The sequence below is a fragment of the Phycicoccus flavus genome, assembly GCF_004025965.2.
In the GTDB taxonomy this organism is placed as follows: Bacteria; Actinomycetota; Actinomycetes; order Actinomycetales; family Dermatophilaceae; genus Phycicoccus; species Phycicoccus flavus.
The window spans coordinates 60,690-79,699 of the sequence record NZ_SAYU02000011.1; the positions used below are offsets into that span (position 1 = coordinate 60,690).

At 75.1% G+C, this 19,010-nt stretch carries 14 protein-coding genes; 7 read left to right on the top strand and 7 right to left on the bottom strand.

Translation table 11 applies throughout. From position 1 onward, the window contains the following. Nucleotides 1–57: 57 nt before the first annotated feature. Genes EPD83_RS05345 through EPD83_RS05360 form a run of 4 tightly spaced genes read left to right on the top strand, consistent with a single transcriptional unit; the run spans nucleotide 58 to nucleotide 3,592 of the window. Nucleotides 58–1,197, top strand: coding sequence for an ABC transporter ATP-binding protein (locus tag EPD83_RS05345; RefSeq protein WP_165566303.1), 1,140 nt, complete (start codon nucleotides 58–60; stop codon nucleotides 1,195–1,197). Nucleotide 1,198: 1 nt separating this feature from the next. Then, nucleotides 1,199–1,846, top strand: coding sequence for an ABC transporter permease (locus EPD83_RS05350; RefSeq protein ID WP_128368168.1), 648 nt, complete (start codon nucleotides 1,199–1,201; stop codon nucleotides 1,844–1,846). Further along, nucleotides 1,843–2,601, top strand: coding sequence for an ABC transporter permease (locus EPD83_RS05355; protein ID WP_164896714.1), 759 nt, complete (start codon nucleotides 1,843–1,845; stop codon nucleotides 2,599–2,601). Before EPD83_RS05350 ends, EPD83_RS05355 begins: the two co-directional genes overlap by 4 nt. Nucleotides 2,602–2,659: 58 nt before the next feature. Continuing rightward, nucleotides 2,660–3,592, top strand: coding sequence for an ABC transporter substrate-binding protein (locus EPD83_RS05360; protein ID WP_165566304.1), 933 nt, complete (start codon nucleotides 2,660–2,662; stop codon nucleotides 3,590–3,592). Between the two features lie 135 nt (nucleotides 3,593–3,727). Here the strand turns inward: EPD83_RS05360 and EPD83_RS05365 are convergent, their stop codons facing one another. From EPD83_RS05365 to EPD83_RS05375, 3 genes are all read right to left on the bottom strand, one after another. Further along, the gene (locus EPD83_RS05365) at nucleotides 3,728–6,526 is read right to left on the bottom strand and encodes an FtsX-like permease family protein (RefSeq protein WP_128367500.1); all 2,799 of its coding nucleotides are present in this window, start codon (nucleotides 6,524–6,526) and stop codon (nucleotides 3,728–3,730) included. Beyond that, on the bottom strand, nucleotides 6,523–7,191 hold the full coding sequence (locus EPD83_RS05370) for an ABC transporter ATP-binding protein (RefSeq protein ID WP_128367501.1): 669 nt from the start codon (nucleotides 7,189–7,191) through the stop codon (nucleotides 6,523–6,525). The genes EPD83_RS05365 and EPD83_RS05370 overlap by 4 nt, the downstream gene beginning before the upstream one ends. 71 nt (nucleotides 7,192–7,262) lie before the next feature. Continuing rightward, nucleotides 7,263–10,763: a (Fe-S)-binding protein gene (locus EPD83_RS05375; RefSeq protein ID WP_165566305.1), complete on the bottom strand. Its 3,501-nt coding sequence runs from the start codon at nucleotides 10,761–10,763 to the stop codon at nucleotides 7,263–7,265. A 167-nt stretch (nucleotides 10,764–10,930) separates the two neighbouring features. Between EPD83_RS05375 and EPD83_RS05380 the strand changes: the two genes are divergently transcribed. The 3 genes from EPD83_RS05380 (at nucleotide 10,931) to cysE (ending at nucleotide 13,427) form a co-directional block, all read left to right on the top strand. After that, a complete protein-coding gene (locus EPD83_RS05380; protein WP_165566306.1) occupies nucleotides 10,931–11,692 on the top strand; it encodes a hypothetical protein in 762 nt (253 codons plus the stop codon). A gap of 206 nt (nucleotides 11,693–11,898) precedes the next feature. Further along, a complete protein-coding gene (gene cysK / locus EPD83_RS05385) occupies nucleotides 11,899–12,828 on the top strand; it encodes a cysteine synthase A (protein WP_128367621.1) in 930 nt (309 codons plus the stop codon). Between the two features lie 2 nt (nucleotides 12,829–12,830). Beyond that, on the top strand, nucleotides 12,831–13,427 hold the full coding sequence (gene cysE, locus EPD83_RS05390) for a serine O-acetyltransferase (protein WP_165566307.1): 597 nt from the start codon (nucleotides 12,831–12,833) through the stop codon (nucleotides 13,425–13,427). Between the two features lie 11 nt (nucleotides 13,428–13,438). On the opposite strand, the gene EPD83_RS05395 is transcribed toward cysE, so the two are convergent. From EPD83_RS05395 to EPD83_RS05410, 4 genes are read right to left on the bottom strand one after another with little or no spacing between them, the layout of a single operon-like run. Continuing rightward, nucleotides 13,439–15,928, bottom strand: a complete 2,490-nt coding sequence (locus tag EPD83_RS05395; RefSeq protein WP_165566308.1) for a CHAT domain-containing protein — start codon at nucleotides 15,926–15,928, stop codon at nucleotides 13,439–13,441. A gap of 38 nt (nucleotides 15,929–15,966) precedes the next feature. After that, the gene (locus EPD83_RS05400) at nucleotides 15,967–16,464 is read right to left on the bottom strand and encodes a carboxypeptidase regulatory-like domain-containing protein (protein ID WP_128368367.1); all 498 of its coding nucleotides are present in this window, start codon (nucleotides 16,462–16,464) and stop codon (nucleotides 15,967–15,969) included. Continuing rightward, nucleotides 16,461–17,057 carry an RNA polymerase sigma factor gene (locus EPD83_RS05405; protein WP_128368366.1) on the bottom strand — a complete coding sequence of 199 codons (597 nt, stop codon included), beginning with the start codon at nucleotides 17,055–17,057 and terminating at the stop codon, nucleotides 16,461–16,463. Before EPD83_RS05405 ends, EPD83_RS05400 begins: the two co-directional genes overlap by 4 nt. After that, complete coding sequence (locus tag EPD83_RS05410) at nucleotides 17,057–18,658, bottom strand: S8 family serine peptidase (protein ID WP_128368213.1); 1,602 nt, start codon at nucleotides 18,656–18,658, stop codon at nucleotides 17,057–17,059. Before EPD83_RS05410 ends, EPD83_RS05405 begins: the two co-directional genes overlap by 1 nt. Nucleotides 18,659–19,010 lie beyond the last annotated feature (352 nt).

Below are 19,010 nucleotides of genomic sequence, written 5' to 3' on the forward strand. Positions count from 1 at the left end.
CGCGCGATCCCGGAGCGGGGGCCTGCGACCTGCCCCATTTGTCGTTAGGGTCGCAGGATGATCCGGTTCGACGCCGTGACCAAGGAGTTTCCCGACGGCACGGTCGCCGTCGACGACCTCTCCCTCACCGCCCCGACGGGCAAGATCACCGTGCTCGTCGGCCCCTCGGGGTGCGGCAAGACGACCTCGCTGCGCATGGTCAACCGGATGATCGAGCCCACCCGCGGCTCGATCGCCCTGGACGGCCAGGACACCGGGCGGATGGACCAGGCCGAGCTGCGGCGCGGCATCGGCTACGTCATCCAGCACGCCGGGCTGTTCCCGCACCGCACCGTGCTCGACAACATCGGCACGGTGCCCCGGCTGCTCGGCTGGGACAAGAAGAAGGTGCGCGACCGCTCCCGCGAGCTGCTCGAGCGGGTCGGCCTCGATGCCCGGCTCGGCGACCGCTACCCGACGCAGCTGTCCGGCGGGCAGCAGCAGCGCGTCGGGGTGGCCCGCGCCCTGGCCGCCGACCCGCCGGTCATGCTCATGGACGAGCCGTTCTCGGCCGTCGACCCGATCGTGCGCGACCAGCTCCAGGACGAGTTCCTGCGGCTCCAGGACGAGCTCGGCAAGACGATCATCTTCGTCACCCACGACATCGACGAGGCCATCAAGCTCGGCGACCAGGTGGCGGTCCTGCGGGTCGGCGGCACGCTGGCGCAGGTGGCCGAGCCCGCGTACCTCCTCGCGCACCCGGCCGACGACTTCGTCGCGGACTTCGTCGGACGCGACCGCGGCTACCGGTCGCTGCAGTTCCAGGAGGCGCCGCGGCTGCCGCTGCGCTCGGAGCCGACGGTGACGCTCGGCGAGACCCCGGCCACGGACGCCGCCTGGCTGCTCGTCGTCGATGACCGGCGCCACCCGCTCGGGTGGGTCGAGCCCGGGCGCATCGGGGGCCGCGGGGTGCAGGACGCCGACCTGCACCGCGGCGGCACCGTCGCGCGGTCCGGCGGGTCGCTGCGCGGCGCCCTGGACGCGGCCCTGTCCTCGCCCGCCCGGCGCGGGGTGATCGTCGACGACAGCGGCGAGCTCGTCGGCACCGTCCTGGCCCACGAGGTGCTCGACGCCATCGAGGACACCGACCGGCCCGAGCGCGACGAGGGCGACCCCGTCCACGGCGGGGCCGTCGCCGTCGCGGGGGACGAGGCCTGACGTGGACTGGCTCGCGGCGCACTGGCGCGACGTGCTCGACCTCGCCGGCAACCACCTCTACCTGGCCGGCGTGCCCCTCGTCGTCGGGCTCGTCCTCGCGGTCCCGCTCGGCTGGGCCGCCAAGCGGTGGGACCGTTCGTACCTCGCGATCATCACCGGGGCCGGCCTGCTCTACACGATCCCGTCCCTCGCCCTGTTCGTCGTCATGCCGCTCATCATCGGCACCCAGATCCTCGACCCGATCAACGTCGTCGTCGCCATGTCCGTCTACACCGTGGCGCTGCTGGCCCGCACCGTCGCGGACGGGCTCAAGGCCGTCCCCGACCACGTCGAGCAGTCGGCGACGGCGATGGGCTACAAGGGGGTGCGCCGCCTCTTCGGCGTCGAGCTGCCGCTCGCCGTCCCCGTCATCGCGGCCGGGCTCCGGGTGGCCGCCGTGAGCAACGTCAGCATCGTCACGGTCGCCTCCGTCGTCGGCGTCCCGCAGCTCGGCAACCTGTTCATCGACGGGTTCAACCGGGTCATCTGGGCCGAGCTCGTCACCGGCATCGTCGCCACCGTGGTGCTGGCCCTCGCCCTCGACGCGCTCATCGTCGTCGGCTCGCGCCTCCTCACCCCGTGGCGCACGGCGGGCGGGGGTGCGGCGTGAACATCCTCTTCGAGTGGTTCGGCGACCCGGCCAACTGGAGCGGTGCCGACGGCATCGGGCAGCGGCTGTGGGAGCACCTCTGGTACACCGCCGTGACGATGCTCGTGGCCTCGGCGGTCGCCCTGCCGCTCGGCCTCTGGGTCGGGCACACCGGACGCGGGCGGTGGCTCGTCACCCTCGCCAACTCGGCCCGCGCCGTCCCGACCCTCGGGCTGCTGCTCGCGGCGTCGCTGTGGCTCGGCCCGAAGCTGCCGGGCGACTTCGCCTACACGGTGCCGAGCATCGCGGTGCTCGCCATCCTCGCAGTCCCGCCGTTGCTGGCCGGCGCCTACGGCGGCATCGACTCCGTGGACGGGGCCGCCCGGGACGCCGCGTACGGCGTCGGCATGCGGGGGCGTCAGGTGCTGTGGCAGGTCGAGGTCCCGAACGCGCTGCCGCTCATGCTGTCCGGCGTCCGCTCGGCAGTGCTCCAGGTCGTCGCCACGGCGACCATCGCCGCCATCCCCGGACTCGGCGGGCTCGGCCGCTTCATCATCGACGGCATCGCGCTCGCGGACTACGGACAGGCGGGCGGCGGCGCGCTGCTCGTCGCGGTCCTCGCCGTCCTGCTCGAGGGGATCCTCGCCCTGCTCCAGCGCCGCCTCGTGTCCCCCGGCCTCACCGGCCGCGCTGTCGGTGGGTCACGGAATGATGACGACTCCGCGGGGCCGGAAGAATCCGCCGACCCCACGGTTGACCTCCGTACGTCCGTGTGACCCAGACTCTCGACCACCGCTCGCAGGGCCGGTCGGCCCGACCACGAAGGGAACACCCATGAAGCGCATCACGACGGTCGTCGCGCTCGCCGCGGCCTCCATGCTCGGGCTCACCGCCTGCGGCGGGAACAGCGACCCGCTCGCGTCCGACACCGCGTCGGCCTCCTCCACCGGCGGGTCCGGCGGCGGCTCGGACGGCCCGATCGTCGTCGGCGGGGCCAACTTCTCGGAGTCGACGCTGCTCGCCGAGATCTACGCCGGCGCGCTGCAGGCCAAGGGCATCGACGCCTCGACCAAGCTGAACATCGGCGCGCGCGAGGTCTACCTGCGGGCGCTCCAGGACAACTCCATCCAGGTCTTCCCCGAGTACACCGGCGCGCTGGCGCTCAACTTCGACAAGGAGTACTCGGGCACCGACCCGGACGAGGTCTACGCGCACGTCCAGGAGGTCCTCCCCGACGACCTCACGGTGCTCGAGAAGTCCGCGGCCGAGGACAACGACTCGATCAACGTCACGAAGGAGACGGCCGACGCGAACGGCCTCAAGACCATCTCCGACCTGGCGAAGGTCTCCGGCGACATGACCCTCGCGGCGCCGCCGGAGTTCAAGAAGCGCCCGCAGGGCGTCCCCGGTCTCGAGAAGACCTACGGCGTGACCTTCAAGTCCTTCCGGCCGCTCACCGGGCAGGCCATCGTCCAGGCGCTGAAGAACGGCCAGGCCGACGCCGCGAACATCTTCTCCACCGACCCGGCGATCGCGGCCAACGGCTTCGTGACGCTCGAGGACGACAAGAAGCTCTTCGGGTCCCAGAACATCGTCCCGCTCGTGCGCTCCGACCGCGCCGACGAGGTCAAGGAGGCGCTCAACGCCGTCTCCGCCAAGCTGACCACGCAGGCCATCGCGGACATGCTCAAGCAGACCGACATCGACAAGAAGGACCCGGCGACGGTCGCCAAGCAGTTCCTCGCCGACAACGGCCTGGACGGCTGACCCCCGCCCACCCGGTCCGCACGTCCCCGGCCCGTCGCTCGACCTCCGAGCGGCGGGCCGCGGTCTGTCCCGGGGGCAAGGTGTCCGCGCGCCCACGCCCGATGACGTGCGTGGGTCGCGCGGGTCCGGTGCCTGTCAGTCCGACGCCAGGACCGCCGCCGCGCTCGCCCGCCGGAGCCGGAGCACGGGCAGCGCCGTGCTGACGAGGGTGACGGCCAGGACGGCCGCCGTGGCCACGGCCGCCGACCGCAGGGCGGCGGCCGGGGTGACGCCGAGCGCACCGGCGGCGAGGACGGCGGCGCCGGTACCCAGCGCCGCGCCGAGCAGGGCGACCACGAGGGCCTGGGTCGTGAGGAGCAACGCCAGCGTGCGGGTGCGCCAGCCGACGGCGGCGAGGGTCGCGAGCTCGGCGCGGCGCTCCCGGATCTCGGTGCCGAGCACGTGGTGGATGCCGATGCCGGCGAGGACGGCGGTGAGCGCGGCCGCCGCGAGGTCCGGGCCGCGGACCTGGACGGTGACGGCGTCGCCGAGGACGGTGCCCACGGCACGGCCCTGGAACTCGACCTGGACGGCGCGCAGCGTGGCGAGCACGGCGGTGGCGGTCGCGGCGCCGAGGACCGCGGCCACCGCCCGACCGGGCGCGACGACCACCGAGCGCCAGGCCAGTCCCGGCACCGACGCGACGCGCGGGCCCAGCCGGGCGACGCCGCCCAGCCCCACCGGACGCATCGAGCGCGCCGGTGAGGTCCGCGCCGCGATGAGCGCCGGCCCGGTCGCGGCCAGCAGCGCGACGCCGACGGTGGCCGGCAGTGTCACGAGCACCCCGACCCCGGGGGCGGCGAGGTCCAGGGCGTGGCGCACCAGCCAGGCCAGGCCGGCGCTGACGGTCCCGGCCAGGACCGCGGCGAGAAGGACGGGTGCGAGGACGCCGGCTGCGATGTCACGGGGGCGCCAGCCGAGCGCGACGACGGTCCCGATCTCGCGGCTGCGGGCCCGGACGGTGGCGAAGACGGCGTCGAGGACGACGAGGGCCGCGGCGAGCAGGACGAGGACCGCCAGGGCCGCCGAGGCGCGGTCGGCGGCGGTGACGAGCCGCGTCGCGACCCCCTTGACCACCCAGGGCTCGGTGACGGTCAGGGCCGGTCGGCCGTACCGCCCCGCGGCGACCTCGACGGTCCGTGGACCCGAGGACGCGCCGAGGGTGATGTCGACGTCGAGGCCGGTGCGCTCGGCGATGGCCTCGGCGGTGGAGCGCACCCGCTCCCGGTCCAGCGCCCCGACCCCGGTGACACCGGCCACCGCGACGCGGATCGCCGAGATCGGGCGCTGCGGGACCGGCGGCGTGCGGTCCAGCACCTGTCCCGCCGGGGCGGCCTCGGCCCAGCGCGCGGGGTCGTCGAAGGCCGTCAGTGCGTCGAGGGTCGTGAGCATCAGCGGCGGCGGCTGCGGGTAGCCCCAGATGGCGGTGGACGGCGACCACGGCCGCCCGTCGAGGGCGGCGCGGGAGGCGTCGTCGGCGCCGGCGGGCCGGGCGTCGCCCACCGTGCCGAGGGGCAGGCCGGTCAGCGAGTCGCCGGACGCGAGCCGGGACGCGTCGTAGACCCCCGTCCGGACCAGGGTGGGCGGTGCGAGCTCGACCGCGGCGAAGTAGCCCGTCATCGTCCGGAACGCGGTGTCGTCGCCGCCCGGCGGCACCGCCGACCCCTGTGCCCCCGGCAGCGGGACGCCGTAGCCCCAGCCGATGGGCGAGCCGAAGGAGCCGCGGGCGGTAAGCGTGCCGTCGGCGTCCGCGGCGAGCGTCAGGGGCGAGGTGCGGGAGACCCGCAGCACGGTGCGGCTCTGCGGGTCGCCGTCCTCGGTGGGGGTGGCCAGGGAGTCCAGGAGCGAGCGGTACGCGGAGCCGGCGTCGGCCGTGAGGTCGGGCAGGGTCCGGTCCGGGGTGCCGAGGAAGGCCCCCGGCACCGTGCCGTCGTAGCCGCGCTCGGCCAGCCGGTCGACGGCCGGCCCGTCGAACACCCCGACGGAGGTCCGGGCGTCCAGCTGGAGGTCGGGCCGGTCGGCGACGGCCACCGGGACGACCTGACCCTGCTCGATGTCGGACCCGAGGGCGAAGGTGCGCTCGGTGGGGACGCCCGGGGTCAGCCACGACCCGTCGACCACGGCGGTGTCGATGCCGGTGAGCCGTGCTTCGGCCGCGGGGTCGACCGCCGCGAGGAGGAAGGGGAAGGGGTACTGCAGGTCGACCAGGGTGGTCGTGCGCCGACCCGAGCCGCGCTGCAGAAGCTCGGTGGACAGGGCGATGAGCTGGGGGCCGTCCGTCGCGGTCGCGGTCTGCGCCGCGGGGGTGGCGAAGCGGACCTCGGTGCCGTCGGGCCTGTCCTCGACGATGCGGGTGCCGGTGGACGTGCCGTCGTCCGGAGGGAGCTCGAAGCGCACGGGGTTGGGCGTGAGGTACAGGAGCGCCGGCGACCCCGTCAGGCTGCTGGCGCCGTTGTCCCAGCTCCAGCGAGTCCGGGTCCGGACGACGACCGGGTGGTCGGTGCGGACGAGGTCGCCGAGGTCGACCTGCACCGTCGCGGTCGCGATGACCCAGCCGACCATCGCGACCGGGGCCGCGACCTCGACCCCGGGGAGTCCCTCGATCTCGCGCCACTGCTGCCGCGAGATGCCGCCCTCGACGGCGCCGAGGAAGCCCGGCTGGACGAGCCCGGTGGCCTGCTCGGCGGGCGAGCGGGACCCCGCCGGCCGCACGAGGATGTCGTAGCCGGCCGCCGCCGCGCTCGCGTCGACGGTGCCCCGGACGGCCAGGCGGGTCGTCTCGGTCGTCGCGGTGAGGACGCCGTAGGCGGTGCCGGCGACGAGCAGCGTGACGAGGACCGTCGCGAGGTTGCCCGCCAGCAGCCACCGGCCGCCGGGCCGGCCGCGGCGTCTCATCCGGGGTCCTCGACGCGGCCGTCCGCGATCCGCACGGTTCGGTCGCAGCGCGCGGCGACGTCGGGGTCGTGGGTGGCCACGAGCAGGGTCGCCCCGGCCTCGGCGCGCACCTCGAGCAGGAGGTCGAGCACCGCCCGGGCGTTCTCGGTGTCGAGGTTGCCCGTCGGCTCGTCGGCGAGGACGAGCACCGGGTCGGCGACGAGGGCGCGGGCGATGGCGACGCGCTGGCGCTGGCCGCCGGACAGCTCACCGGGCAGGGCGTCGCGGCGTCCGGCGAGGCCCACGCGCTCGAGGAGCGCGTCGGCGCGACGGTAGGTGTCACCGCGCCGGCCCCGCGGCACGAGGGGGAGCGCGACGTTCTCGACCGCGGTGAGCCCGGGGACGAGGTGGAAGGCCTGGAAGACGAAGCCGACCCGCCGGCGGTGCTCGACGAGGGCGCGGCCGCGCAGGGTGGTGACGTCCGTGCCGCGGACCGCGACGGAGCCGGAGGTCGCCCTGTCGAGTCCGCCGAGGAGGTTGAGCACCGTCGACTTGCCCGAGCCGGAGGTGCCCACGAGCGCGACGGCGGCCGGCTCGGTCACCTCGAGGGAGAGGCCACGCAGGGCGTCGGTCGCGCCCCCGCCCGACCCGAACCGCCTGGTCACGTCGCGGACCTCGATGTCCATGCCGCCCCCTCCACCCCGGCGCGCCCTGCACGCACCCTAGAGCCTCGCCGGCCGGTGCGGCAGGTGGCCGCTCAGTCCCAGGGGTCCGGCTCGTCGAGCAGCGCGGCGTCGCCACCGGCGTCGCCGTCGGCCGTGGGCGTCGGTGCGGTGCGACGCTTCTCGTTCTCGGCGTCCTCGGTGGCGACGGGTGCGGGGGTGGCGGGCTCGGCCGGGTCGTCCCAGGGGTCGACGTCGTCGGTGGACGCCGCCGCGTCCGCGCGCGCCTTCTCGGGGGCCGGCTCGCCCTGCGAGGTTCCCGCCACCGGGTCCGCCACTGCCTGCGGCTCGTCCCAGGGGTCGACGTCGTCGGTGGACGCCGCCGCGTCCGCGCGCGCCTTCTCGGGGGACGGCTCGCCCTGCGAGGTTCCCGCCACCGGGTCCGCCGCTGCCTGCGGCTCGTCCCACGGGTCGGGGTCATCGCCCGACGGGTCGTCGGCCTCGGCGGGTGCCTTCCCGGCCGGTTCCTTCGTCGCAGCGGGCGCCTCGGTCGTCGCGGTCCCGGGAGGTTCGTCCCAGGGGTCGGTGTCGTCGGCGGCCGGTGCCGCGGCGGGCGCTTCGGTCGTCGCGGTCCCGGAAGGCTCGTCCCAGGGGTCGCCCTCGTGGTCGGCGGCCGGTGCTGCGGGCGGCGTCTCGGTCGTCGCGGTGGCGGTGGGCTGGTCGTCCCAGGGGTCGCCCTCGTCCTCGGCGGTCGGCGTCTCGGTCGTCGCGGTGGCGGTGGGGCCGTCGTCCCAGGGGTCGGTGTCGTCGGCGGCGGGGGTCGCGGTCGGCGTTTCGGTCGTCGTGGTGGCGGTGGGGCCGTCGTCCCAGGGGTCGGTGTCGTCGTCGGCGGGGGTCGCGGTCGGCGTTTCGGTCGTCGTGGTGGCGGTGGGGCCGTCGTCCCAGGGGTCGCCCTCGTCCTCGGTGGCGGGCGTCGCGGCCGGCGTCTCCGTCGGCGTGGAGGCCGTGGCGGTGGGCTGGTTGTCCCAGGGGTCGCCCTCGTCGTCGGCGGCGGACGACGCTGCCGCGTTCTCCTCGGGACGCTCGTCCTCGACGAGCGTCGCCGCAGCGGCGCCCCCACCGGCAGCGGAGGCGGCCGCGGTCCCGGTCGGCGCCGCGGACTGCTCGCCAGCCCCGGTCCGGTCCTCCGAAGCGGGGGCGACCGCGCCGCCGTTGCTCCGGCGGACGGCCGCGAGCAGCATCTGCGCGACGTCGACGACCTCGACCTCCTCGCCGACGCCCTCGGCCTGCTTGGCCGTGAGCCCGTCGGACATCATGACGCGGCAGAACGGGCAGCCGATGGCGATGCGGCCGGCGCCGGTGGCCAGCGCCTCGTCGGTGCGGTTGGTGTTGATGCGGGTTCCGAGCTTCTCCTCCATCCACATCCGGGCGCCACCGGCGCCGCAGCAGAACGACTTCTCCGCGTGCCGGGGCATCTCCTTCAGCTCGACGCCGGGGAGGGCCCCGATGAGCTCGCGCGGCGGGGCGTAGACGCCGTTGTGCCGGCCGAGGTAGCAGGGGTCGTGGTAGGTGACGGTGTCCGCCGTCGAGGCGACGTCCTTGGCCGACGACATCGCCGGTGTCGCGTCCGGCCGGGCGACGGGCGTCAGCCGCTTCTCGCGCACCAGCCGGTTGAGCAGCTGGGTGTGGTGGACGACCTCGTAGGTCCCGCCGAGCTGCGGGTACTCGTTCTTGATGGTGTTGAAGCAGTGCGCGCAGGTGACGACGACCTTGGTCACGCCGAACTCGCCGAAGGTCTCGACGTTCTGCGCGGCGAGGGTCTGGAAGAGCAGCTCGTTGCCGGCGCGGCGGGCGGAATCGCCGGTGCACGTCTCGCCGTCGCCGAGCACGGCGAACGACACCCCGGCGGCGTCCAGCAGCTCGGCCACGGCGCGCGAGGTCTTCTTCGCGCGGTCCTCGTAGGCGCCGGCGCAGCCGACCCAGAAGAGCCAGTCGACCTCGGAGGCCTGCTCGACGTCCTGCCCGAGCACCTTGACGTCGAAGGGCAGGTCCTTGGCCCAGTCGAGTCGCGCCCGGGCGCCCATGCCCCACGGGTTGCCCTTGGACTCCATGTTCTTGAACAGTCCGCCGAGCTCGTTCGGGAAGGCCGACTCGATGAGCGTCGAGTACCGCCGCATGTCGATGATGTGGTCGACGTGCTCGATGTCGACCGGGCACTGCTCGACGCACGCGCCGCACGTCGTGCAGGACCAGAGGACGTCCTGGTCGATGACGGCGTCGGGGCCGTGCGGGTTGTAGGCGGTGAGCGGCGCGTCGGCCGACCAGCCCGTCGACCCGACGAGCGTCATCGCCGACCAGTCGACGACGTCGACCGAGCCGTGCGGCTCGACGCCGTCGGTCGGGACGGTCTGCGCGGCGGCCGTCACCGTCGCCATGGCCTTCTCGGTGTCGCCGTCGGCGTCCGCCAGCGCCCGGAGGTAGGGCGCCTTGGCGTCGGCGTGGTCGCGCAGCGTCATCATGAGCAGCTTCGGCGACAGCGGCTTCTCGGTGTTCCACGCCGGGCACTGGCTCTGGCAGCGGCCGCACTCGGTGCACGTCGAGAAGTCCAGCAGGCCCTTCCACGTGAAGTCCTCGACCCGGCCGACGCCGAGGACGTCGCCCTCCTCCATCTCGTCCATGGCCTCGAGGTCGAAGGGCTTGCCACCGACCGTCATCGGCTGCGCCGCACCGAGGGCCGTGCGGCCCGAGGACTCGCGCTTGAACCAGATGTTCGGGAACGCGAGGAACCGGTGCCAGGCAACGCCCATCGTCGGCTGCAGGGAGATCGTGATCATCCAGGCGAAGGAGATGAGGATCTTGACCGTCGCGACGAGGTAGACGGCCGAGGCGATGGCCGGCAGCGTCGAGCCCTCCCACCAGCCGGCCATCCAGCCGGTGAGCGGGAAGTGCAGGTACAGCGACGACCCGGGCTCGGCCCGCTGCGCGATCGCGGCCTCGAGCCCCCGGAGCAGGAGGATGCATACGGTGACGCCGAGGATGGTGAGCTCGACGTAGTACGCCTGCCAGAACGTCGAGCCGAAGAAGCGGGAGTAGCGGCCGTCCTTGCCCTTGGCGCTGCGCGGGTGCTCCTTCTGACGGACCGCCATGAGGACGACGATCCCGACGAGGCCGGCCCACGTGAAGAGCTCGACGAGCCACTCGAACGGCGGGAAGTGCCCGATGACCGGCAGACGCGCGTCGGGCCGGAACAGCTGGAGCAGCGCGTTGACCAGGGTGGAGAACAGGATGATGAACGCCAGCGCCGTCACCCAGTGCGCGGCGGCGACCACCGGCAACCGGCTCATCCGCGTGTGCCCGAGGAACTCCTTGGCCAGCGTGGCGGTGCGCGCACCCGGGTCGTCGCTCCGGCCGGGGGCCGGCCGGCCGAGGCGGAACTGCGCCACGAAGCGGCCGATCTGGCGGGCGAACAGCGCGACGGCCACGACGGTGACCAGCAGCGAGACGACGACGGCGACGACCTGCAGCGGCGTGGTCCCGCCGAGCTCCGCGTAGGAGAGGTCGCCGGCCAGGGCGGGTGCGGGCGCGGAGGCGAGCATGCGCGTCAGCGTACCTGCGGTAAGCGACCGCTCACCGATGGTTGTGACGCCCGTCAAACCCCAGGTCCGGGGCGTCCGGGACGGTCGTCCGAGGGTGGGCGGAGGTCCATCGGCGACGCATGGGACGGACACAGCGGACCCACAGGGACCCGCGGCTACGGTGAGCCATGCAGCCGCAGCGCCTGGCGCAGCACGACCTCGTCCGCAGCGCGATGGAGCGCGACCTCGTCCGGGGCGCCGTCACCGAGGCCCTCGGCCAGACCGACCGGGAGAACCCCGTGCTCGCGCGGAGCGGTGGGCCCGCGGGCAACGTCGTGCTCACGGCGTGGACCGGCCTCGTGCTGCTCGTCCTCTTCGTCGCCGAGCTGCTCACGCTGGTCGACGTCCGGGGCCTGATCTCCTGGCACGTCGCCATCGGCGCGCTGCTCGTCCCGCCGGCCCTGATGAAGACCGCGAGCACCGGCTGGCGGTTCGCCCGCTACTACCTGCGCCACGAGCCCTACGTCGCCGCCGGCCCGCCGCCGACGCTCCTGCGCTGGCTCGGGCCGCTCGTCGTCACCTCGACCCTCGGGCTGCTGGCGTCGGGCATCCTCCTGGTCCTCCTGGGCGAGGAGACCGGACGACAGACCGTCGTCTCCGTCCTGGGCCAGCGGGTTGACTGGGTCACCGTGCACCAGGCGTTCTTCGCGGTGTGGTGCGTCGCCACCGGGCTGCACCTGCTCGGCCGCATCGTCCCGGCGCTGCGGCACACGCTGTCCCGGTTCGGCGCCCGGGCGGTCCCCGGCCGGGCCGGGCGGGTCGGCGCGCTGGCGCTCGCCGCCGTGGCGGCCGTCGTCGTCGCCGTGCTGCTCGTGCAGGCCGACGGGTCCTGGCAGGACGGCGGCCGGCCGGGCGGGCCTCCCCCCGGCGCCGCCGCGGTGCTCCCCTGACGCCGGGTCGGGTGCCCGGGTGGCTGCCGGGGCGACCGCCTCGGCACCCGACATGGACGCGGCGGGGCGACGAGACGGCGTTGCCCGCGCGATAACGGTCTGTTGGAATAGCCATAACGAGCCCGGGGTTGGCCCGGGCAGCAGGACCGATGCTGCGCGCCGTCGCCCGCCCGGGTGCTCGGTGCCCCCGACCGAAAGGCGACGCGATGCCCATCCTCGACGACGTGACCCAGGCCGTCGGCAACACCCCGCTCGTCCGGCTCAACCGGATCATCGAGGGCGACGCGACGGTCGCCGCCAAGCTGGAGTTCTACAACCCCGCCAGCTCGGTCAAGGACCGCATCGGCGTCGCCATCATGGACGCCGCCGAGGCCTCCGGTGACCTCAAGCCCGGCGGCACCATCGTCGAGGCCACGTCCGGCAACACCGGCATCGCGCTGGCCATGGTCGGCGCCGCCCGCGGGTACAAGGTCGTCCTCGCCATGCCGGAGTCGATGAGCAAGGAGCGCCGGGCCCTGCTGCGGGCCTACGGCGCCGAGCTCGTCCTCACCGACCCCAGCCTGGGCATGAAGGGCGCCGTCGCCAAGGCCGACGAGCTCGTCGGCGAGCGCGAGGGCGCGGTCCTCGCCCGCCAGTTCGCCAACGCCGCGAACCCCGAGATCCACCGGCGGACCACCGCCGAGGAGATCTGGAAGGACACCGACGGCCAGGTCGACATCGTCGTCGCGGGCATCGGCACCGGCGGCACCATCACCGGCGTCGGCGAGGTCCTGAAGTCCCGCAAGCCCGACGTGAAGATCGTCGCCGTCGAGCCCGAGGAGTCCCCCATCCTCAACGGCGGCCAGCCCGGCCCGCACAAGATCCAGGGCATCGGCGCCAACTTCGTCCCCGAGATCCTCAACACCGAGATCTACGACGAGGTCATCGACGTCAACGCCCAGACCTCGGTCGAGTGGGCCCGCAAGGCCGCCACCCAGGAGGGGCTGCTCGTCGGCATCTCGTCCGGCTCGGCCCTGGCCGCCGCGAACGAGGTCGCCAAGCGCCCCGAGAACGCCGGCAAGACGATCGTCGTCATCATCCCCAGCTTCGGCGAGCGCTACCTCTCGACGATCCTCTTCGAGGGCCTCGTCGACTGACCATGTCCCTCCTGCAGCGCGCACGGGCGAACGTCCGCGAGGACCTCGACGCCGCCATGCGCCGCGACCCCGCGGCGCAGAACCGGGTCGACGTCGCCGTGAACTCGCCCGGCCTGCACGCCATCTGGGCGTACCGGGCCGCGCACGCGCTGTGGGTGAAGGGCCCGACGTACCGGCCCGTCGCCCGGGCCCTGTCGACCCTGACCCGCGCCGCCACCGGGGTGGAGATCCACCCCGGGGCGCGGATCGGGCGCCGGTTCTTCATCGACCACGGGATGGGGGTCGTCGTCGGCGCCACCGCGGTGGTGGGCGACGACGTCATGCTCTACCACGGGGTGACGCTCGGCGGCCGGTCGCTGCAGCGCGGCGTCAAGCGGCACCCGACCCTCGGCGACCGGGTCATCGTGGGCGCCGGGGCCCGGGTGCTCGGCGACATCGAGGTCGGGGCCGACGCGCAGATCGGGGCCAACTCCGTCGTCGTCAAGGACGTCCCGGCGGGGGCGGTGGCCACGGGCATCCCGGCCCGGGTCCGGATGCCGGCGACGCCCGACGAGGACCCCTACGACCGCCTCTACGCCGAGCCCGCCATCTTCATCTGACGACGGGCCGGTCACGCGGGGCCGGCGCTCCACTCCGACCCGTACACCGAGAACACCCCGGCGGCGGGGACGGCGGCGACGACCTCCGCCCAGGCCGCGGTCGCGTCGGCCCCCGCCGCCAGCCGCCGGTGGTGCTCGACCATCGCCTCGGCGGCCAGCGCGTCCCCTACCGGAGCGACGGCGGCCAGCACGCTGTGCGCGCCCAGCGACAGCAGCGCGGTCGCCAGTCCGAGCGGCTCCTCACCGGCCCGGGTGGAGAACTGCCCGACGTCGCACGCGGCGAGGACGACGTGCTCCGCGGTGAGCGGCCGGGGCAGCTCGTGGGCGAAGACCGGCCCGTCGGCCATCCGGACCGAGGAGAACAGCGGGCTCTGCGCCTCGTGGGTGCCGTGCGCCGCGAGGTGGACGACCCGGGCCCCGGCCAGCGCCGCGACGACGTCCTCGCTGCGCGCCGGTCCGTCACCGCCGCGCGGGGCCTGCGACCACGCGCGCCGCACGGCCGCGACCTCCGGGCCGGTGTGCTCCAGGCCGGGCCCGTAGAGCGCCCGCGCCGTCGCGGCGCCCGGCGGGGTGCCGTCCCGCCGGGGTCCGCGGACCCACCGGGTGAGGCTCGGTGCCACAGACACCGGACGCCCGGCCAGCGACGGCAACAGGTTCCACGGCAGTCCGGCGAGCGACTGCGACGGGACGACGACGAGCCGCCCCGAGTCCCCGAGGGCCGGCGCGAGCAGGGCGTCGACGCGCGTCAGCGAGGACTGCGTGGCCCGGTGGAGCGCAGCCGCCATCGGCGAGGACGGGGCCAGCGTGGCGCGAGCGCGCAGGTCGCGGCGCAGCTGGGTGACGAGCGCGGCCGCCGGCGCGGCGTCCCCGAGGCGCAGCAGGGTCGCCGGCCCGTCGGCGAGGACGACCGCGTGCCACGCCCCGTCGTGCTCGAGCAGCTCGACGACCGTCGTGCCGCGGTCGGCCGCCGCCGCCCGGGCCTCGTCCGCGGTGACCGGCGCCCCGGTGACGGCGGACCCGGCGGTCCGCACGAGCACCCACTCCCGCTCGGCCACCTGCGCCTCGAGCTCCGCCACCTGCGGCGCGAGCTCCCGGGCGTGCTCGGGCCCGCCGACGGCGCCCAGCTGCCGCAGTCGGCGCAGGTCGCGGGTGAGGTCGACGAGCTCGGGGTCGGTCGGCGCCGCCACGGGGTTGACCCGGTGCGAGATCGCGCGCCAGCGCTCGACCGTCGCGAGGACGTCGTCCGGGTCGCCCGCCGCCGTCGCCCGGTCGAGGTCGAAGGCCCGCAGCCGCCGGGCGTGCAGGGCCAGCGCGGCCCGCAGCTCCAGGCTCGAGGTGCGGAACTGCTGCGCGGCGAGCAGGCGGCTGCCCTCGGCGAGGCAGGCGGCCGCCTCCTCGGACCGGCCGCGCGCGTCGTGGATGCGCGCGCGGACGAGGGTCGTGTGCAGCCGTGCGCCGAGCTGGTCGACGTCGTCCTCACCCAGCGCGTCCAGCCGACGCTCCGCGCTCGCGGGGTCCCCGAGGAGCACCCGCGCCTCGGCCTCGACGCGCACGGCGTCCCGGTCGGCCGGGGTCAGGGCGAGACCGCGGCCGTCGGCGAGACGGGTGAGGCTCGTGACCGCCTCGGCCAGGCGGACGCCGGCCGCGACGTCGACGGTGAGGCGCAGCAGCTCGGCGTCGCGGACCAGCCCGTGCGCCTGCCGCGTGCGGTAGGCGGCCAGCGCGCCGCGCAGGTGGTCGCGGGCGCCGTCCAGGTCGCCGACGAGCAGGTCGCAGCGGGCGATGCGCTCACCGATCTCGCCCTCCTCGAGGCGGTGCGACGCCGCCCGGGCGGTCGCCAGCGCGTCGGCGAGGACCCGGCGCGCGGCGTCGACGAGCCCCGCCTCGGCCAGCACCTCCGCGTAGTCGAGCCGCGCCCGGTCGCGCACCACCGCGGCGTCCGTCGCGTCGACGGCCCGCATGAGGACCAGCGCCCGCCCGAGGTCGCCGTCGACGAACGCGAGCTTGGCCAGGTTGTGCCGGGCCTTGAACTCCTGCTCCGGCAGCCCGTGCTCGACGGCGAGCCCGAGGGCCACCTCGGTCTCGCGCGCGGCGTCCGCGGACCGGCCGACGCCGAGGTGGGCCTGCCCGCGGTTGAGGTGGAGGGCCCACCGCTGCGCCGGGTCGAGCACGGACTCGTCGGTCACCTGTTCCAGCGCGGTGAGGGCGGCCTCGTAGGACCACACCCGGCCGTGCAGCAGCCCCTCCTGGATCCAGGACAGGGCGGTGAGCAGGGCGTCGTCGAGCTCGACCGCCGCCGCCCGGGCCTCGCGGAGCATGAGGAGCGCCGGGCGGTGCCCCCGCAGCTCCAGCTCGGCCCAGGCCCGGGTAATGAGGACCCGCGCCCAGAGCCAGCGCGCGTCGCGATCGGCCCGGCCGGCGACGAGCCCCAGGGCCTCGTCCAGCGACTCCGCGGCGTCCTCGAACCGGCCCACCTCGTTGGCGTGGCGGGCCGCGGCCATGAGCCGGTCGACGCGCGCGGACTCCTGGATCGCCGCTCCTAGAGCTCGATGGCGGGGGTGATGATCGGCGGGGCGCCGGGGTCGCGCCGCCGCAGGACGAAGTTCACCAGCCCCCGTTCCACCCCCGCGAACCCGAACCGCCCGTCCTCGTCCGTGACGGTGTTCCGGGTCCGCCCCCGCTCGCGCAGCTCGACCTCGATGTCCCCCTCGCTGACCCACCCGACGATGTCCGTCCGGGTGGTGTCGCCCGGCTCGAACGAGACCATGACGCTCAGCCCGTCCCGCGCGAAGGTCACCGTGTCGGCGCGGTCGTAGTCGGTGCCGCGGACGGCGAGCGGACGGTCCTCGCTGACGATCTCGGCCACCTGCGCCTCCAGCGCGGCCACGGTCATCGCGAACTTGATCCGGTCCAGGAGGTCCTCCGGGGGCGGGTCGAGGTCCTCGTGCAGGTCGCGCAGCTCGGCGAGGAGGACCCGGTCGACCTCGTCGAGAGGCTGCGCGGCGAGCCGGAACTCGTGCTCGGGGGTCGGGGTCATGTGGACAGCTCCCATCGGGGATCGGCGGTCAGCGAGGCGCGCAGCTTGGCCAGGCAGCGGCCCCGGGTGGGTCCGATGGACCCGACGGGCATGCCGAGCGCCTCCGCGACGTGGGCGTAGTCGGGCCGCTCGGCGAAGGCGACGGCGCGCAGCAGCACGCGGCAGCGCTCGGGCAGGCGGGCGAAGTGCCCCCAGACGACCGAGTGCTCCTCGGCGTCGAGGAACGCGGCCTCCGGGGACGGCGAGCGCTCGTCCGGCTCGAGGTCGCGGACGTCCTCGTGGGCGGACGGCTCCTCGCGGCGGGCGCGCGCGCTGCGGCTCCAGGCGTCGCGCTTGGTCGTCGTGATGAGCCACTTGAGGACCGACTGCGGGTCGGCGATGGACGCGGCGTGCTCGACGAGCTTGAGCCATGCGTTCTGCACGACGTCCTCGGCGCTCTGCCGGTCCACGCCCTGCTGGCGGGCGACCGCCCAGAGCAGCGGCGTGACCTCGTCGACGAGCGTCGACATGCCCGACGCGTCGCCGTCGCGGAACGCCCGGAACGCGTCCGCGGCCCTCGTCGCGAGGCTCTCGGAGCCGGCCCCGGTGTGCATCACGGTGCCGTCCCCAGCGCCCGCTCCACGGCCTCGGTGACGACAGCGACGCGGTCGGCCGGCCTGACCGGCATCTCGACGTCGGCGAGGGCGGCGGCGATGAGGCCGGTGGTCACGGGGGCGGCGAACGACGTGCCGCTCCAGGTGCCGAAGCCGCACGCGTAGCGCTCGGGGTCTCCGCTGTCCCGCACCGGGTTCGGCGTCGGGTCGGCGCGCAGCGTGCTGCGGATGGACCCGTCCAGCGTCGTCGGCATGGTGCTGACGACGCCGAGCCCGCGGCGGTAGTCGGTGACCCACGGCCCGGTGTTGGAGAACGTCGCGACCCCGCCGGCGCAGTGGTCGAGGGCGCCGACGCTCGTGATCGGCACGGCGTCCTTCGGCGTGTGCCGGGAGAGGGCGGCCGGCCAGAACTCCTCGGTCGTCGCGCCGTTGCCGGCGGCCGCGACGACGGCCACGCCCGTACGGGCGAGCTCGAGGAGCAGCGAGAAGATCGAGGCCTCGGTGACCTGGGGCTCGTCGTCCTCGTGGTAGTAGCCGAGCGAGATGTTGACGACGTCGACGCCCCGGTCCTCGTTCTCGGAGAGGTGCCAAACCGCGAGCAGGTTGAGCGCCTCCAGCACGTCCTCCTCGCGGGCCGACCCGTCGCCGTACATGACGGGGACGTTGACGAGGTGGGCGTCCCCGGAGTGCTGGCGGACGACGCCGGCGACGAAGGTGCCGTGGCCGCACATGGGGTCGAGGGTGCGGTTGAGCATGTCGACGCTGACGCCGCCGACCTCCGGGTCGGTGTCGGCGGGGAAGCGCAGCCCGATCGGGCCCCCGTCTACGCGCGGGTCGCGGGTGACGAGCGGCGATCCGTCGAACCAGTCGTGCGCGCCGAGCCCGCTGTCGACGACCGCGACGACCGGGGTGTTCTTACCGGTGCGCGCGGGGGCGTCGAGGTGGACGACGACCGGGCTCTTGCCGACCGGGACGCCCGGCGTACCGACGCCGCCCCAGTAGCCGACCCCGCCCCAGTAGCCCACGCCGCCCCAGTAGCCGACGCCGCCCCAGTAGCCGACGCCACCCCAGTAGCCGACGCCGCCCCAGTAGCCGGCGGACATGAGGATGTGGTCCAGGCTCCAGCCGGCCACCGCGTCGGCGTCGTCCTCGCGCCGGACCTGCTGGATGACGTTCCAGGCGTCGACCGGCGCCAGCGGCCGGCGGCGTCCCGGGGACTCCTCCTCGGCCGGCGGCTGCGGGACGAGCTCGACGACGGAGTGGGTGGCCGCGTCGAGCTGGTCGAACACCCCGTTCTCCGCCGCCAGGTCCGCCACCCGGCGGGAGGTGAAGCGCGCCTCGTAGCCCATCGTCTGGCCGAGCTGGTTCAGCCGGTCCAGCGCGCGGTCGGCGCGTCCGCCCTGGAGGCCGGGCACGATGATGCGGTCGGGCACGTAGACCACCGGCCGCGGTCGCCGGCCCGACGGCGTCCGGTCCGCGGTCTGCGGGTCGAGGACGACGGCGCCGAAACGGCGGAGGGCGGACTCGGGGACGCCGAAGACGGGCGGGTTGGGGCCGGGCGGGATCGGCTCTCCGGGCGGAGGCTGCGGCTCAGAGGCCATCGCGTGACTCCTGTCGAGGACAGAGGGGGCTCCGGCTCGGGCGCCGTCGGCCCAGCGTAGTGAAGCGGGGGGACGCTGGACAGGAGTCCCGAGGGGCCGCGGTGATACCTCCCGGGGCCCGGCCGTCCGGTCCGGACGGAAAAGTCCGTAGGGGGCGTATCACCGGGGCGGTCCGCCGCTCCTCGGGGTCGTGGGCTCATCAGGGCGCCACGGCCGGGGTCCGTTGCAGGGCGGGCCCTGGTCGGCGCCTGAGCAGTCGAGGTCGACCCCGTGCTCCGGGTGGGGTCGGCGTTCCGGATCCCCTCACGGGGCGCCGGCCATGCCGGTCCGTGGCGTTGTCAGAGGGCGCCTC